This window comes from Leptolyngbya sp. FACHB-711 (assembly GCF_014695615.1).
In the GTDB taxonomy this organism is placed as follows: domain Bacteria; phylum Cyanobacteriota; class Cyanobacteriia; order Elainellales; family Elainellaceae; genus Leptolyngbya_A.
On the sequence record NZ_JACJOR010000371.1, the window covers coordinates 1 to 16781 of the forward strand.

Annotated in this window: 10 protein-coding genes; 9 read left to right on the forward strand and 1 reads right to left on the reverse strand. The window is 50.1% G+C overall.

Annotated elements, in window-relative coordinates; all coding sequences use genetic code 11:
• The first annotated feature begins 159 nt into the window (after positions 1–159).
• From H6F80_RS15395 to H6F80_RS15415, 5 genes are all read left to right on the forward strand, one after another.
• Complete coding sequence (locus tag H6F80_RS15395; protein WP_199296601.1) at positions 160–408, forward strand: HAD hydrolase-like protein; 249 nt, start codon at positions 160–162, stop codon at positions 406–408.
• Positions 409–554: 146 nt separating this feature from the next.
• The gene (locus H6F80_RS15400) at positions 555–848 is read left to right on the forward strand and encodes a hypothetical protein (RefSeq protein ID WP_190792410.1); all 294 of its coding nucleotides are present in this window, start codon (positions 555–557) and stop codon (positions 846–848) included.
• A gap of 644 nt (positions 849–1492) precedes the next feature.
• The gene (locus H6F80_RS15405; protein ID WP_190792411.1) at positions 1493–1891 is read left to right on the forward strand and encodes a hypothetical protein; all 399 of its coding nucleotides are present in this window, start codon (positions 1493–1495) and stop codon (positions 1889–1891) included.
• Between the two features lie 1116 nt (positions 1892–3007).
• Positions 3008–5143 (forward strand): serine/threonine-protein kinase, encoded by a 2136-nt coding sequence (locus H6F80_RS15410; RefSeq protein ID WP_190792412.1) that lies wholly within the window; start codon positions 3008–3010, stop codon positions 5141–5143.
• Between the two features lie 271 nt (positions 5144–5414).
• On the forward strand, positions 5415–7457 hold the full coding sequence (locus H6F80_RS15415) for a CARDB domain-containing protein (RefSeq protein ID WP_190792413.1): 2043 nt from the start codon (positions 5415–5417) through the stop codon (positions 7455–7457).
• A gap of 360 nt (positions 7458–7817) precedes the next feature.
• Here H6F80_RS15415 and H6F80_RS15420 read toward each other — a convergent pair whose 3' ends face one another.
• Positions 7818–12929 carry a WD40 domain-containing protein gene (locus tag H6F80_RS15420; protein ID WP_190792414.1) on the reverse strand — a complete coding sequence of 1704 codons (5112 nt, stop codon included), beginning with the start codon at positions 12927–12929 and terminating at the stop codon, positions 7818–7820.
• Between the two features lie 500 nt (positions 12930–13429).
• Between H6F80_RS15420 and H6F80_RS15425 the strand changes: the two genes are divergently transcribed.
• The 4 genes from H6F80_RS15425 (at position 13430) to H6F80_RS15440 (ending at position 16761) form a co-directional block, all read left to right on the forward strand.
• Positions 13430–13705 carry a UBP-type zinc finger domain-containing protein gene (locus tag H6F80_RS15425; RefSeq protein WP_190792441.1) on the forward strand — a complete coding sequence of 92 codons (276 nt, stop codon included), beginning with the start codon at positions 13430–13432 and terminating at the stop codon, positions 13703–13705.
• Positions 13706–14088: 383 nt separating this feature from the next.
• Complete coding sequence (locus tag H6F80_RS15430; RefSeq protein WP_190792415.1) at positions 14089–14655, forward strand: CAP domain-containing protein; 567 nt, start codon at positions 14089–14091, stop codon at positions 14653–14655.
• 556 nt (positions 14656–15211) lie between these two features.
• Positions 15212–16108, forward strand: a complete 897-nt coding sequence (locus H6F80_RS15435) for an alpha/beta fold hydrolase (protein WP_190792416.1) — start codon at positions 15212–15214, stop codon at positions 16106–16108.
• Positions 16109–16482: 374 nt separating this feature from the next.
• Complete coding sequence (locus H6F80_RS15440; RefSeq protein WP_190792417.1) at positions 16483–16761, forward strand: Mo-dependent nitrogenase C-terminal domain-containing protein; 279 nt, start codon at positions 16483–16485, stop codon at positions 16759–16761.
• Positions 16762–16781 lie beyond the last annotated feature (20 nt).

Below are 16781 nucleotides of genomic sequence, written 5' to 3' on the forward strand. Positions count from 1 at the left end.
ATTACACGAGTGCGTAAATCCGTTGAGTAAGCGACAGGCATTTCACCAACTTGATAGATTGTCCACTCGTTAGCTTAATAGAAAAGGGGCTAATTACCTAAAAACTGCTGTAAAGAAATCTACTTCTGTCCCGGTTTTGAAGGCAGACGATGTTTTCGCGTGACTCGTCACAACTTCCACAACCATAGTCAAAGCAAGTGGTCGGGGCAGTACAGTAAACCCGGCCCAGGAATGCTGAAACTGGCGATGGCGCGGTACAAGCATAGCCCTCAAAATACTTGGTATGTGGGCGATCGCTCAGAAGATGAAACCGCTGCCCGCCGGGCTGGGGTGCAGTTTCAGTGGGCAGAAGATTGGATTGAGCAACATCAAGCGTCTGTGGCTGAACTTACAAATGTCTCTCCATAAAATGGCTCTTGTTCAGATCATATTCTCTGCTCATGCTCGATGAATCCTTGGGGACCCTCGATGCCCTGACCGGATTGAAATGCAGCGACTAATTGAACGAATCTGGCAGGAACACCGATTTTCTATTTTTCTAATTACTTCATGATGTGGATGAAGCAGTGATGCTGGGCGATCGCGTTCTCCTGATCGAACATGGTCAGATTACGGTAGATATGCCTGTAACGCTGCCACGTCCCCGCCAACGCAAATCTCAGGAATTCATAGCGCTGGCAGAGGAAATTTTGGAGCAGGTAATGGGGCATCAAGCGGATTCAACGAATGTACAACCAGCAGAAATGACAGAAATCATATACGCCTATTGGCTTCTACCACAAGTTAAACTTGAGCTGCCACTGTTGGCACGTTATAGAGCAGTATTTCCAAATGCAGTGACGCACTGATGAATTCAAAAAGAATTGCAGCAGCAGAACTAAACATTTAACCAATTTCCTTTCGTTGGGCAAATTATATGGTTTTGTGCTTACATGATTTTTTAATTTAAGGCACTCCCTTATGAATACATAAGCTTCGCTATTTTGGATGAAGCAACCTTGTCAAGATCGCGCTTTAATAATTAAAATCGTTAATAAATCGGAAAAGACTTGATGCGATAAGCGTATTAAATCGCTTTAGTGGAGATATTTATATAAATACTCTGTTAATGCAAAAGCCCTAAGAAACTGATGAAGCTTTTTAATAGCCTCAGTTAATGAGTTTAAACGCTGTACTTGCGCGGTTCACGATCGCTTTACAAGCCAAATTGAAAATCCAAATTGAAGATTGATTGTAGACATGAATGTTGAAGAAAATCGTGAATCATAACGGAGAGTACAAGCCATAACGATGAAACAGTGTTGGAAGAGGTCGCTTCTGATCCTATCCCACTAATATCCCTTCCACAGATCACCCGCCTCCAGAAGATGCTGCTAATCCAGATGAGGAGACGATCGAAGCTTCCCAAAGCATGTCAGATGAAGCTGATAATCGATACATCCATTAACCGCTTTCAATAACCACTTTGCAGTTCCTATGCGAGGAGAAACTCATGAGTGACCCATCCCTATCTGATCAAGCCGTCAATCCTGATCAAGCAGTTGTTGCATCCGCGCAGTCTCAGCCATTAACTGCTCAAAATATGCAGGGGAGTGCAATGCTGGACGCTCGTGTAGAAGTCGGTGGTAGACAACCGGAGGGCGATCCAATCAGTGCTCCGATCGCTACCAATTTCTCAAGTGCACCTGGAACAGGAGATGCGAAAACGGCTGATGCTTCCGGCGAAATGGGAGCCTTTTCTACTGTCGAACCTTCAGCTGAGAAGGGGGCTGTCAATCTCCATAACAATCCAGATATTCCTGCAAACAGCAGCGATTCGTTACAAGGAGTGTTACCTGACACCGAGCAAATTGGTATGCCGACAGATTCTGCAACTAACCTGCCAGATTAAAGGCATCTAATTCCTCCCTCCATCCTGCAACGCCAAATTGCTTAGATTACAGGACCAAGTCGAGGACTGGGCAAAAATACTGCTCTGGCACTGGCAAAAAAAGGAACGGGTGCGATCGTCACGGATCACAGAAATGAAGTGGAAGCCAAAGTAGTCGTCTCGGCGATCGAAGCACTGGGCAGCAAAGCAGTACCTTGCCCAAGCTATGCCGGTTATGCTAGCGCGAAGGGCGCGGTCGAGGTGTTAACCCGGTATAGGGCGAAGGAATTGGGACAAGACAAGTTACGCTGAATACGATCGCTCCCGGTACAATCGAAACGGATTTTGGCGCTGGTATAGTGCGAGACAATTCAGACATTAACCGCTTCATCGCTTCGCAAATGGCTTTGGGTCGCGTTGGTGGGCCTGATGACATTGGTGTGCGATCGCGGTACTGTTGTCTGAAGACAATCGCTTGTCCGAAGACAATCGCTGGGTGGATGAACAGAGAATTGAAGTTTCCGAGGGCAATCGCTCTAGGTTCAACTGAACGCGCTTGGCGCGACAAAATCGCTCGTAGCCGCAATCCAGGGAAGTCGATCGGCTCTGCCTGCAAAAGCAGGTTTTTTCGTTGGTCGCCTTCAATCTCTTTCTTGATACAATACCTAATATTTGTAACACTGTATCAAAAAAAGCCTCTGTGATTATCGATACAGTTAATCCGAAGCTTTACCCCCGTTGTTCTGTCAGTGTTCCCTTGATTGTTCAGGTTTGCTATCGGAATACGTTCTATTGTTTAGGTCTTGTGCAGGAATCGATTGAATCGCATTTGAATTCTAATCTCGGTTTGTAATCCTTCAAGCCATCTGTCGAAAGGTAGATTAGAAGAAATGTGTTATTGATAACATCGATCGTCGGACTGACTACTGAAGGAAGCGTATTTTCCAACTGAAATTAAAATGAAGAGCTTGTGACTTCTTGCATAAGACAGCAATATGGAAGATATATTCTTTTGGGTTTATCCGGAGGTAAGAACCCACTTTAGAACTGATATTATATTGCTGAAATTATTAGGGTGAGCATCAATATAGTGACCGTAGAATAATCAGACTCGATTCTGTAAGCTACATAACAATCATGATTGGCAAAACACTGAGTGGACGCTATTCAATCATCCAGCGGTTAGGTGGGGGAGGATTTAGCGATACTTATCTCGCTGTAGACAAGCAGCTTCCTACGGTTCCTCGCTGCGTTGTGAAGCGGCTGAAGTCAAAATCACCGGACACGGCAACTTTAAAGACCGTGAGGCGTCTATTCAATGCGGAAGCCACAACTCTATATGAGTTGGGTCGCAGAAGCGATCGAATTCCCCGTCTGCTTGCCCATTTTGAAGAGGATGAGGAATTTTATTTAGTCCAAGAATTTGTTGAAGGACACGACCTGAGCCACGAGCTAGCCTACAGCAAGCGGCTGAGTGAGGCAGAAGTGATTGCGATGATCAGCGACATCCTCAGTGTGCTTCAGTTTGTGCATCGGCAGGGCGTGATTCACCGGGATATTAAACCGCGTAATTTGATTAGGCGACAAGAAGACGGCAGGATTGTACTGATTGACTTTGGCGCGGTCAAACAAATTAGCACCGAGGTCGTTCACCTGCAAGCAAAAGGGCAAACCAGCGTCACGATCGCCATTGGCACACCTGGCTATATGCCAAACGAACAGCAGGGGGGTAAGCCTCGCTTTAACAGCGATATTTATGCGGTAGGGATGGTGGCAGTGCAGGCACTCACGGGTTTACCGCCGCATGAGCTGCAAGAAGACTTTGAGACCGGTGAGGTGATTTGGCGAGAACAGGCTCAGGTGAGTCAGGAGTTTGGTGATGTTGTCGATAAGATGGTTCGAACCCATTTCATCGATCGCTACAAATCCGTTGAGGAAGTATTATTCGACCTGCGACAGTTACAGGATGTTGTTTTACAGGGTGTTGTTTCTGAGGAAACCGTAATTTATGACCCGGCTACAGTTCCTGGCACGCTTCCTAGCACGCTTCCTGACCCGGTAGAGCCATTCCCAACTGCCTTAGGTGATTCCATCATAAAATCCAGTAAAGGTGTGGCAAGTACAGGTGCAACAGGTACAGGTGCAACAAGTACGAGTATCGCAAGCACCAGTATCGCTCGTCGCTGGCAATTGCTTCTTTCTCTAAACCGTTTTGTCAATCGCTGGGCGCTTGTGGGAGTAACGCTGGCATCTACCTTTGCAGGATATGGATATTGGCGGTTTCAAGCGATTCCCAGCAGTAGAGCCCTCACAACTCAATTTTTGCCTGCACAGCCGCCGAGTTCGTCCCAGAGCTCATCCCAGAATTCGTCCCAGAATTCACGCCAAAATTCATCTTTATTTACCCTTGCGAACACGTTAGCAGTCCATCGAGGGGCAGTTGATGCGATCGCCATGAGCCCCGATGGCAAAACCTTTGTGAGCGGCAGCGAAGATAATACCGTGAAGCTGTGGGATTCGCAGACTGGCGCATTGCTCCAAACTTTTTCAGGACATACTGCCGAGGTGGTGGCGGTTGCCATTAGCCGCGATGGAGGGATGCTTGCCACGGGGAGTCGAGACAATACCGTTCGGCTTTGGGATCTCAACACTGGAAAGCTGATACATACCCTTAATCATCCCGATTGGGTTTCCTCTGTTGCTTTTAGTCCAGATGGAAAAATGCTTGCGTCAGGCAATTACGCTACGACCGTTTCTGTCTGGAATACAAAAACCGGGGAACTTTTGTGTGACTTTGAAGGTCATTCACAGCCAGTTAAGTCCGTTGCAATTAGCCCTGATGGAAAACTTTTAGCGGCGGGCAGTGAAGATCAAACCATTAGAGTCTGGAGTTTAGAAACAGAGAAACGGGTTCATACGCTCGATCAACATGCGGGTGCAGTGGAATCGGTTGCGATGAGTCCTGATGGGCAAATATTGATCACAGGAGGAACGGATGAAACCTTGATTTGGAATCTCAAAACTGGGAAAGTGGTACAGACTCTGCCAGAGCAGTCAGGCTTTGTTCGATCGCTGGTTGTTAGCCCGGATGGAACAACATTGGTCAGTAGCCACGAAGACAACACGATCAAGCTTTGGAATTTGCAGACCGGAGCATTGCTAAACACGCTGCCTGGACATCAGGATTGGGTTTTATCGCTTGCACTTAGCCCGGATGGAAAAACATTAATTAGCGGTAGCCGAGACAAAGCAATTAAGATTTGGCGTTTGTAGAAATTATCGAGTTATTTTTTGGGATTCGCTCAGGGGTTTGATCTCCAATCTTTACAGCCGCTTCCGCCTAGTAAGGCATGGGAGGGGGGAAGTTTCTGCATCTGAAGTTTCTGGATCTAGAAACTGGGTTGCCCTGAGCCAAAAACTGACGGTATTCCGGCGATCGACCGCAATTTTGAGTAAATTTGATGATCCGGTGCGAAAATCCTTCGGTTTTTAAGAAAGAACCGATGTAAAGACATAGGAACCTGCTAAAAGTTTGAGGTTTAGAATGGAAGACTCTACAGCCTTACTGGCTTCTGGTGCAGTTGATTTAGCCAGAGAATTTGGACCGTCAGGAGATTTCGGAGAATCTTCTCTGCATCGGGCAACTCGCGCTCGATCGGCTCTTTACTCCGGTGAAACTTTCAGTCACGCTCCCGGGAACAAGCTCGGTCACACTCAAAATAATACTTCAAACAATAAAAAACAATCGACTTTTGATTTGGTTTTCCCAAAAGATGTGGAAGGCTTGAATGACGATCGAAGCTCAGGAATGGATAGCCGATCGGCACAGCTCACAGGTTCAAAAAATAAGAATAAGCCAACATCGCATAATTCGCAGACGCATAGCAATCAAGACTCCTTAACGGGTACTACAGTAGAAGATCCGCTGGTGGGAAATCGCCCTGGCTCAGTGCGGGTGAATCGCAAGCATGGGGGCGCAGGCAGCAGTGGTTCTGATTTAATTGGTGCGGTGGATGACGTGACCATGCCAAAAACGATCGATCCCAGAAAGAAGGATGACAAAGGAAAAATTAAGGTAGATATCACCAATGTGGGTAAGGCTCGAGCTTCAGGATCGCTGGCGGTCGATATCTATGCCTCTCCTGACCTTGTTCTTGATGCAAGCGATCAGCTTCTAGACAGCGTCAATCGGGGCAATGTTCAGATTCAGGCAGGCAACACACGAAAATTTACCTTTAACTTCACGAATCCGGCTGGGGTCGCACCGGGAGCATATTATCTCATTGTCGATATTGATTCTGAGAAAACCATTTCCGAGAGCAATGAAACCAACAATGCAGCCTACCACCGGGTTTCTGCCTCTGGAACGGATGTAGTGGTGGACTGGAACGCAACGATTTTGAATGCGATCGTGGCAACGAAAAGTTCTCCTCCGATCGCATCTCGCAACATGGCAATCCTCCATACCGCGATGTTTAATGCAGTCAATAAAAATTATTCAGAGCCCGTTTCGCGAGAAGCCGCAGTGGCAGTGGCAGCTCACCAAATTCTGCTGAATCTATATCCCACTGAATCCAAACTGTTGAAAGAACAGCTTGAGATGTCGTTAGCCGAGATTACCAACGGTCGGGCAAAAACCGAAGGAATCAGGCGGGGTCAAGAAGTTGCAGTCGCCATGCTGGAAGAGCGAAAACCGAATGAGGATGGCTCAGGCGATTCTGTTCCTCCTTATAACCACACTCTGGAACCGGGTCGCTGGCGGCCCACATCCTCCGCTGTAGCCGTTCTGCCTCACTGGGGCAAAGTTACGCCATTTACGCTTAAATACGGCTTTCAGTTCCGTTCCATGTTATCGGGTCCTCCTGCCTTGAGCAGTGCTCAATATGCAGCAGAGATGAATCAAGTGCAAGCGGTGGGCAGTGCAAACAGCACTAACCGCACCGCCGACCAGACCGAGTCTGCTTTGTTCTGGGCAGATAGTGCAGGCACGTTTACCCCACCGGGACACTGGAATCTGGTTGCCGAACAACTGGCTGTGATCAAAAAGAATACGCTGGCTGAAAATGCTCGGCTGTTCGCCCTGCTGAATTGTGCTCAAGCAGATGCTGGCATTGCTGCCTGGGATGCCAAGTATCTTTATGACAACTGGCGGCCTGTGACCGCAATTCGACTGGCAGATCAAGATGGCAATGATGCCACGATCGCAGACCCCTTCTGGACTTCGCTCATTCCGACTCCTCCCTTCCCAGATTACGTTTCAGGACACAGCACGTTTAGCGGTGCCGCATCCACGATTCTTGCCTCTCTGTTCGGCGAAAATACCAGCTTTAGCACGACCTCGATTGGATTGCCGGGTGTCATCCGCTCATTCACCAGCTTTAAGCAGGCGGCAGATGAAGCGGGCATGAGCCGGATTTATGGAGGCATCCATGTGGATTCAGCCAATGTGGATGGGTTAAAGCTGGGTCGATCGATCGGTCAGTACACTTTTGACATCTCGCCTTTTGGAGCCCAGCTTGAATCGCCGGTGAGAAGGGTTAGAACCCAGAGTCGATCGCCCCTCCGGGCAAATGCCGCTAAACAGTGACGCTGTCCTTCACTTGTGGAACCTTCTGAACGCTCGAAGTTCTCCAGCAAGGGCTACTGGGTTATCTACAAACTGTCTATCCACAAACGGGGTATCTACAAGCTGATTCTGCAAACGTTCCAGGCTTCACAGCCTCAATTCCCCAATATTAGGGGACTTTGAGCGTGAGCAGGATTGGCTCGGTTCCCCTCAGCATTCACCCGCGAGGGGGCGAACCGGATCGCCGTTTGAGCAGGAATCGACAAATCTGTCCGAATGCTTAAAGCCCCCTGTTGCCAGCGATGATCTATTTAGCGGGCTGCTCTTAGGGGGCTGATCAATGTTTGCCAAACTCAATTCTGGATTCCCGATGCAGCAATACTAGTCAATTGACACAGAAGCGATCGCCTGTTGAAAGACGGCTGCATTCTTGAAGTAAATTGAGGGATTATCGACGAGTGCCAGATCGATCAATTCCGCAAGTGCTTTGGGAATTCCGGCTTCGCGCTGGCGAATTGGCACAGGATTGGTTTGCAGCAGTACCAGATACGGATCTTCGCCTTTAAAGTCGCGGGGGAATGTCCCCGTCAACATATAGTAAAGGCAAGCAGCGATCGCCCACAGATCAAGTTCAGGCTGGGTCGCTTTGAAATCGATCGCCTGCTGGCGCGGCATAAAAGCGGCTGCATTTGCGGCAGAGAAATCGCCGAGTCCGGCTTGTGCGATCGCAGTGGCGATTCCATAGTCAGAGATTTTGACGCCCTGGTCCGGGGTGAGCAGCAGATTGCTGGGTGTGAGCCGTCCATGAATCCTGCTCTGAGGTTGATCGGGTGATTGATCCGGGAAAGTTGCCTGATGGGCGTAAGTTAACCCCTCCAGAGCTTGCAGGACAATCTCAATCGCTTCGCGGGGCAAAAGCTTGCCCTGCTGCCGAACCCGATCGGCAACGCTCTTCCCCTCAAACGAGTCATAGGCAAAAAAGAAAGCTTCACTGGCAATGCCAATTTCCTGGAGGCAAAGCAGGTTGGGATGCTGAAGCGATTTCAGCGCATTGACCGATCGCAAAAATGTATCGATCGCCGAAAGCGGAACCGTTTTCTCGGGCTGAAAAAGTTTTAGCGTGACCGCTTTATCGGTTTGCAGCTGCTGTGCTCCATAAATTGAAACGTGATCGGGGTGATGTGAAACTGTTCCCACTTCCGAGGCATCAAGCCGATGCAAGATCTTGTAGCCTGCAATTTCAGGGAGCGGTGCAGCACTAGACGAGTGAACTGAATGATTCAACGCCGAACGATCGCTTACGGTTTTCTGATCCAAAATCGCGGTTTGACCCACGCCCGTTTCGTGAAAGACAGCTCGATTTGCAGCAGCTATTGGATTCACGCCTTCGATCGCAACTTTAAAGACGGTTTTGCCAAGTTTGATTTCGTCTCCCTGCCGCAAGTGATGCCCGGAAGAACGAATCTGCATTCCCTCCTCCGGAGATTGGTCGGGATTTCGCCGTCCAATAATTTGACCATTGACATAAGTGCCGTGCAGGCTGCCCAGATCGCGAATGCTGACCGAGGGCGGATTAATGTCTAGTAGGCAGTGGTAGCGGGAAACCGTTTTGTGATTTTCGTCGTTGGGCAGTGGCAAGTGACAGTCCTTTGCCCGACCGACAATACAAACGGTGCGATCGCGAAAGCTAAACTTCTGCCCTTTCAAAACCCCTTCTGTCACCGTCAGAATGACCTTAGCGGTTGTCTCCAGCTCTGTGAAGGTCGTACCCAGTGAGGTCGCGAACTCCGTCGCAAATGCCGTCGCAAACGCGGTTGAATCCGGAGATGCCACAGCCCTCCGTAAGCTCTCTGGTATAGCTCCCGGTAAGGCTCCCGGTAAAGCCGCCGGTGAAGCAGATACAGTGGCAGATCGAGTGCGGCTTGTTAACTGCTCGCGAACCCCCTCTGGCCGCAGCCAGCCATAGCCCACCTGCTGAAGTAGCCGCATCAACTGGTTAAAGTCGGCTTCTCCCCAGGCAGGCGTTCCATACGGGGTGAGGGCTTGCCTAACGTCTTCGGGACTGGGTTCGCGCAAATCGGGCAGCGTCGCACGAGGCGGCGTATGTAGCCTCAAGAAGATATCTAGATAAGGACTTGCGCCCTCGTCCCAATCGGCAGGCGATCGATTGTTCAATTCCCAGTCCAGTAGCCACAGTTTTATTGTGCGATCGTCACTGCCCGATGCGACAAAGCGACTATCAGGACTAAAGGTGACCGACTGAACCCTTTCCGTATGCCCGGTCAACGTTTGTACAGCGTCTCCGGTTGCCAGGTTCCACAGTTTCACCGTGCGATCGTCACTGCCCGATGCGGCAAAGCGACCATCAGGGCTAAAGGCAACTGATTTCACTGCCTCAATATGTCCGCTCAGCGTTCGCACACAGTCTCCAGTTGCCAGGTTCCACAGCTTCAGCGTCCAATCATCGCTGCCTGACAGTGCCATTCGTCCATCGGGACCAATCGCGACAGAAGACACGATCGCACGATGTCCCTCCAGGGTTCGCAGCACTTCACCGGTTGCCAATTCCGCCAAAACTACGGTTTTATCCGCCCCACCTGACAGCAGCGATTGTCCGTCCGCACTAACTGCCACTGCGGTGACGCGATCGGTGTGGTAGGTCAAGGTTCGCAGACAGCGTCCGGTTGCGGTGTCCCAAAGTCTCACCGTGCGATCGTCACTGCCTGACACGGCATAGCGTCCCTGAGGATGAAAGGCAACCGCCCGCACTGTGCCCTGATGTCCGGTCAGCGTTCGGAGTCTTTCGCCTGAGTTGACATCCCAGAGCGTCACTGTTCCATCGGCGTTGCCCGATAGCATCTGGGTTCCGTCTGAACTGAGGGCGATCGCCTCTGCAATACTCTGATGTCCTTCAAAGTTGAGCAGACAGCGTTCCGTTTCTACATCCCAGCGTTTAAGGGTGCGATTGACACTGCTAGAAAGGATGGACTGTCCATTGGGTTGAAAGGCAACTGCCCGTACTGAAGCCGTGTGCCCGTCCAGGGTTGTCTGCTCCCAGATCTCGCGGAGAGATTGGCGCGGTAAGTCGAAATAAAGCTTTAACCATGCCTGCACTGCTTCTATGCCCCGTGGGTAGCCGGAGCGTGCTGCGCGCAAATGCTGAGCTGCCGCAGGGGCATCGCCGCGTTTCAGAGCTGACTCCGCCTGGGTAATTTCCTCCTCATAGCGACGATCGCCCGTCAGAACTACCGCCGCAGGCAACATTTGCGACAGCGACAGAGGGGCAAAATCAGCGGGGGCATTCAGGTGAACTGCCCAGAGCTTCAGGCTGTCGCGATCCGTAGACAAGGCATAGCGACCGTCCGAACTGAGCGCGATCGCGTAAATTTCCGATTCATGCGGTTCAAAGGTCCGCAGACATCGCCCCGACTCGACCTCCCAAATTCGCAGTCGCCCATCCTGGCTGCCTGACAAGAGATATCGCTCGTTGGGACTAAAGGCGATCGCCTGCACCCCTGGGTCGTCAAACGTTCGCACCACCTGCCCCGTCGAGAGATCCCACAGCTTGATCGAGGTATCGCCTGCCAGCACATAGCGTCCACTAGAACTAAGGGCAATCGCTGTGAGCTGCTGATGTCCCTTCAACGTCTGAAGCACCTGCCCCGTTGTCAGATTCCAGAGTTTAATCGTTTGGTCATTGCTGGCAGAAATAGCTTCGCGTCCGGTTGGATCAAACGCCACCGCAAACACCCGCGCCCGGTGCCCCCGTAGCGTTTGCAGGCATCTGCCCGAGTTTACATCCCAAAGCTTCAGAGCTGAATCATCTGCACCCGACAAAATGTTGCGTCGATCGGGGCTAAAGGCAATCGCCCGTATCGTACCTTTGTGCCCATTGCTGCTGCTAGTAGGCGGCGATGGATTCAACAGGCGACGAATTTTATCCCGAAAGCGAACGCGTTCGACCCCGCCAAACGTGAACTGAAGGCTATTAGAAGCAATATTCCAAAGTTTGATTGTTTGGTCTTCGCTGCCCGATAAAAGCTGGCTACCGTCGGAATTAAGCGATACGGCAGTCACCTGTCCTCGGTGTCTCCGAAAGGTACAAACGCAGCGACCGCTGGGAACCTCCCAGATCCGAATCAGGCGATCCGAGCCGCCCGATACCGCATACAGTCCGGTGGGACTCAGTGCGATCGACGATACCCAACGACTAGTGCCTTGCTGGTATTCCATAACGCGATCGCGAAACTCTGGCAATAGCTGCTTCGCCTGGGGACATTTTTCCCGGAGTTGTGCCAGCAGCGGCGATAAAGTATCCGTGTGGATGCCCTGCGCCTGAACTTCTTCTAGGAGCCGAAGTGCAGTGTCATAGTCGCCCCGCTCCCAATGCACTAACCCCAGAAAATACTTGCTGTGCCCATCTTCAGGAGAAGGACGGTTCGCTTCGAGCTGGTTCAGCAAATCGCGATCGCTTATTTTGCCCGATCGCCAAAGCATTATTCCCCGGTTGTAGATTGAATTGAGGTGCTGCGGCTGAAGGGTGAGGGCTTCGTCCCAACGCTGAAGGGCTTCTGCGCCCTGACCCAGATCCACCAGTGCCAGTGCCCAGTTGTTGTACGAATCGGCACTTCGCAACGGAGACGGCTCTTGACGCGGGTAGAGTGTCCCTGTCACCGTTTGGTAAATTGCTTGCATCTGATTGGCGACCTCCCGCAGGCTCCCAGGACGCAGATCTGGAGCATTCTGGAAGCATCGACGCAGCAGTTCTGCTACGGGCGCAGGCATCCGGGGAATGCCAGAGGTCATGCCTTCTAGATAGCGATCGAGCACCTGAACTGCCCCCAGACTCGACGACCCAATGGGTTTACCTGTAAACATTTCCAGCAGCGTCAACCCCCAACCCCAGAGGTCAGTTTGGGAAGTTAAGTCAGTCTGATTGATCTGTTCGGGCGATTGATAACCTGGGGGAGCCTCGGCTAGCCCAACCTGAGTGATCTTGGCAATGCCATCGCCAGCCATTAAGACGGTTGCAGGGGTTAGATTTCGGTGGATTAAGCCCTGATCGTGCAGGGTTTGCAGTCCCCAGGCAAGCTGAATGGCGATGTCTAGAATGCGACGAAGCAGTGCGCTCTGCTCGTAAAGCCGCCAATTTTGAATCCACTGATGCAGGGTTCCGTCACTCCCAAACTCGGTAAACACCAATGGCTGCTCACCGGACGGCTCATTCACCCACCGCAGATAGTAGGCGTTTGCCACATGGGGATGCAGCCCCAAGCCTACCCAGGCATCGGCGGTTTGCTTCAAGGCTTCGATTCCACCGATCGCTGCGATCGCCCTCGGCTTGAGACGATGAATTGACAAATCGACATTCCAGCCCAGATGCCGCGCCCGGTAGACCTCGCCAAACTCATCCTGATACAGAATTCCGATGACCCGATACAGATCCAGGATTGTGTCCCCAGCCTGCCACTGTCCGCTGTTCTGGTTTGACATAACAGTAATTTTTTGACTTACGCCGAATCGATCGCGACAACTAGAAATAGGACGTAGAGGACGTTTGAAAAGTTGTGGCTATCGCCCAAATTGCCCCCTGAACCTCCAGGCTCGGGGAGAACATCGCTCGCTTTAGGGATTCAAAATGCACCCAGATGGGGAACCAGAAAGGGAAATAGCGGGGCGATGTAGGACACTTGCGACTGTTTAAACATCCTCCTAGATGATCATCTGATTCCAGTGTGTCAGTCAACCTTCCGGAAAGGGCACTGATTGAGATCACTGATCGAAGTCAGTGGAGGCCATTGATTGAGATCACAGCTGAAGGATTTCGATTCGGTATTTTTATTTTTATACATTATTTAAAGGAAATAGCGCAGCAAGCCATTGGGCTGTGTCGCAAAAACATAAATAGAGTGTCTCTATCCTGCACGATGAGACTATCATGGGTGAACAAGATTGAAGATACGCTCTTAACTTATCTACCCCCCGGTAATCCAATGCCCTGTCAACATTTGAATGAATTGACTGTAGAAAACCTGATCCTAAAATCTAACTATCCTACCTTTCAGTGCGAGGAGTGCGTTCGGGTAGGCGATCGGTGGGTTCATTTGCGAATTTGCCAGACCTGCGGGAAGATGCTGTGCTGTGATTCCTCTAAGAATCAGCACGCCCGTCATCACTACAAGGAAACGGGACATTCTGTAATTAGTTCGGCAGAGCTGGGGGAACAATGGCTGTGGTGCTTTGTGGATGAGCAGGGGAAGAACTATTAATCAATTCTGATGATTTCAATAACGGATTCTGATAATTCCAATAGATCGATTTCCAAACGACGCTTAAGCAGGATTTTAGTTAGCCGGACAGCCTGATCATCGCATCAGAAAGCCTGCAACAAAGGAGATTTTCGCCCAAACGATCGCAAATCTCCGCAAAATTACGTCCGTACGCGCGGTTTGCTTTGCTTTTTGCCCAATCTGGCTGGAAAGGAGCGTCTTGCTGCATTGTGCAACAAGTCCTGTTTTTCAATCAAAAACGATCGATTTTTGTACCGCCAACACATTTCGCAGCATTCGTCATCGATCGCTGTCACATCCACCTCCGATAAAGCCTAGTAGTGTAGAGGCTGCAATCTAGACCTGCTTGGAGGTAGTTCTACATGAATAGCATGTCGCGTTCTACAACTCGATCACCACTATCTTTAGGAGGATCTACGAAGCGGTCGCTCGATTTCCAGCCTGTTCGCTCTGGTGGAGCAAGCGAGTTCGGAGGACTTTCGGCGGAGAGGTACGCGCTTCCTCAGACGTTTCCTCGGAGTATCAAGCGAGCCGCCTCTACAGCTTTAGCAACCTTAGAGCGATCGGTCTTCCAGAAGATTAACCAGTATCGCCAGCAGCAAGGGTTATCTTCGATGAGGTTGAACAGCACAATTACCCAACAGGCTAGGCAGCACAGCCAATCGATGGCAGATCTCCGTGCTTTAAGTCATGACGGTTTTAGCAGCCGGGTGCTAACGATTAGAAACTCGATTCCTTTGCGTGCCTCAGCCGAAAATGTTGCCTTCAATCAAGGCTTCAGCAATCCGACGGCTCAAATCGTGAATGGATGGCTCAAGAGTCCGGGGCATTTTCAAAACATTATGGGGGACTACAACCTGACTGGAGTTGGAGTCGCTCAAAATAATCAGGGCGAATTCTATTTCACTCAGGTTTTCATCAAGCGCTAACTTCGATCCTGCATTAGAAATTCGATCGCTACCACCTTCACTCAGTAGCGCGACAGCAACCAGGGAGCTTCTACCACGTTCAGAGTCTTATCGCTTCAATGACTGGCTTTGCCGCATTCCCTGAAAATATGCCTTTTCTCAGCAATCAATTTAGCAATCCATCTCAGCAATAAATGTCTGTGAACCTGAACTCACTGCATTGACGCAAATTCCTCGATCGATTAACTCAAACGCAAACCTTTTTTCCTTTAGCAGCAGCTAAACCACGATCGCGATTTTCTTAAATTCAATCCGTCTTTAACACGTTAAGGGCTTGGGGATAGCACTGTGCTCCGCCATCGGAAAGACGTTAAGAAGGCAGAAGAGAAGTAGCATGGCACATCATATGGATAACACTGGATAATCACCAGGTGCGTCGTGTCATGGGCTATATTCATCGTCTCTCGGCGCAAAAACCGTCTGGCAAGATTGAACCTACTCGCTGGCGATCCTCGCTGAAAAACTGGGGACATGAGCCGCTCAAAGATTAGATGCTCATTTATCAGAGGCTCAAACGATGTTTATACCAATGGGTTTTGGCCAGCAATCGATCGTCACTTCTCTGGGAAAAATCGCGTATTACACAGCTGAGGACAAGCTGTGGAACACAGGGAATACTAACCCAGAAACGCTGGTATTTCTTCATGCGCTCGGCGGCGGTTCCTCTGCCTATGAATGGTCAAAAGTGTATCCTGCTTTTGCCGCAGACTACCGGATTCTCGCACCTGATTTGATTGGCTGGGGACGTTCTGATCATCCGGCTCGCAATTATCGCGTTGAGGATTATGTGCAAACGATCGTGGAGTTTATCAAACAGAGTTGCACTGAGCCGATCACGGTGATTGCATCGGGTTTAACGGCTGCGTTTACGGTACGGGCTGCGGTGCAACATCCCGATTTGTTCAAATCCCTGATCCTGGTGACGGCAGCGGGATTGAATGATTTTGAGCAGAACTATCAAGACAATTTCTTTGCCCAACTTATTAAAACGCCGCTCCTCGATCGCCTCTTCTACAGTGCAGGGGTTGCGACCGCGTTTGGAATTCGCAGTTTTCTAGAACAGCGGCAATTTGGCAAAAGCGATCGGGTTTATCCAGAAATTGTCGAAGCTTACCTCCAGTCTGCTCAGCAGCCCAATGCAGAATATGCGGCACTGGCGTTTGTACGCGGCGATTTGAGTTTTGATTTGGCACAGTTCATTCCCCAGCTCGTGACACCCACCGCTTTGATCTACGGAATGCCGACCGAGTACACCAGCCCTGAATTAGGACAGCGTTTTGCCAAACTTAACCCATCTGCAATTCGCACCTTTCAATCTGTAGACGACACCAGGCTCACCCCCCACCTGGAACTTCCTGCTGTGGCGATCGGATTAATTCGCAAGTTTCTCCCGTTGCTTGTAGTTTCTGAATAATTTTAATCTGGCGTTTTAAGCTGGCATTGCTGCTCCGACAGGTGAATTCTGTAAGGGTGATTTGCAAACGACCACTAGCGCAAAACTCCCTATCCGCAAATCCGATTTCCATTCAGCAATGCCTTTAATCTCAGGCTGCGGTTTGAATGGGTACGAGTCGCTTGCCGACCTAAAGCCGAGCCATCGATTCCTGTTGAGAAACTCTGCGCCAGAAGTTACAGAATGCCAGAAATCACAGAGTCGTGTGAGTTGATCAGGGTCGGAACGTTTTGAGAACGCTTTCGGAACGCTTCCCTCGCTAATTTAGATTCAGATAGCAAGAAACAGACTTCAAGTTATCCCAACGACTCACAGTGCTCTGGAGGAACATCAATATGAAACGCTTCACAATCAACCACCTCAATCTTCTCGCTGCACTCCGTCAACAACTCGAATCGGTTGAAATCCGCAATCATGAGATGGCGCACTGGATATGCAAAGTCATTCCGGCGCAGTGTCCTTTTGAACGAACCATCAAGTTCTTCGATCGCCCTTTGGTTCACATTCCCCCTTTGTGCAAACTCAATCCCTTGTATGACCAACTGGTTGAACTACGGTTTAAAGCTTTGGTGTATTTAGCAGACTATCCTGAATCAAGCCCGGTTCTATCCTGAATCATGTCCGGTTCCATTCT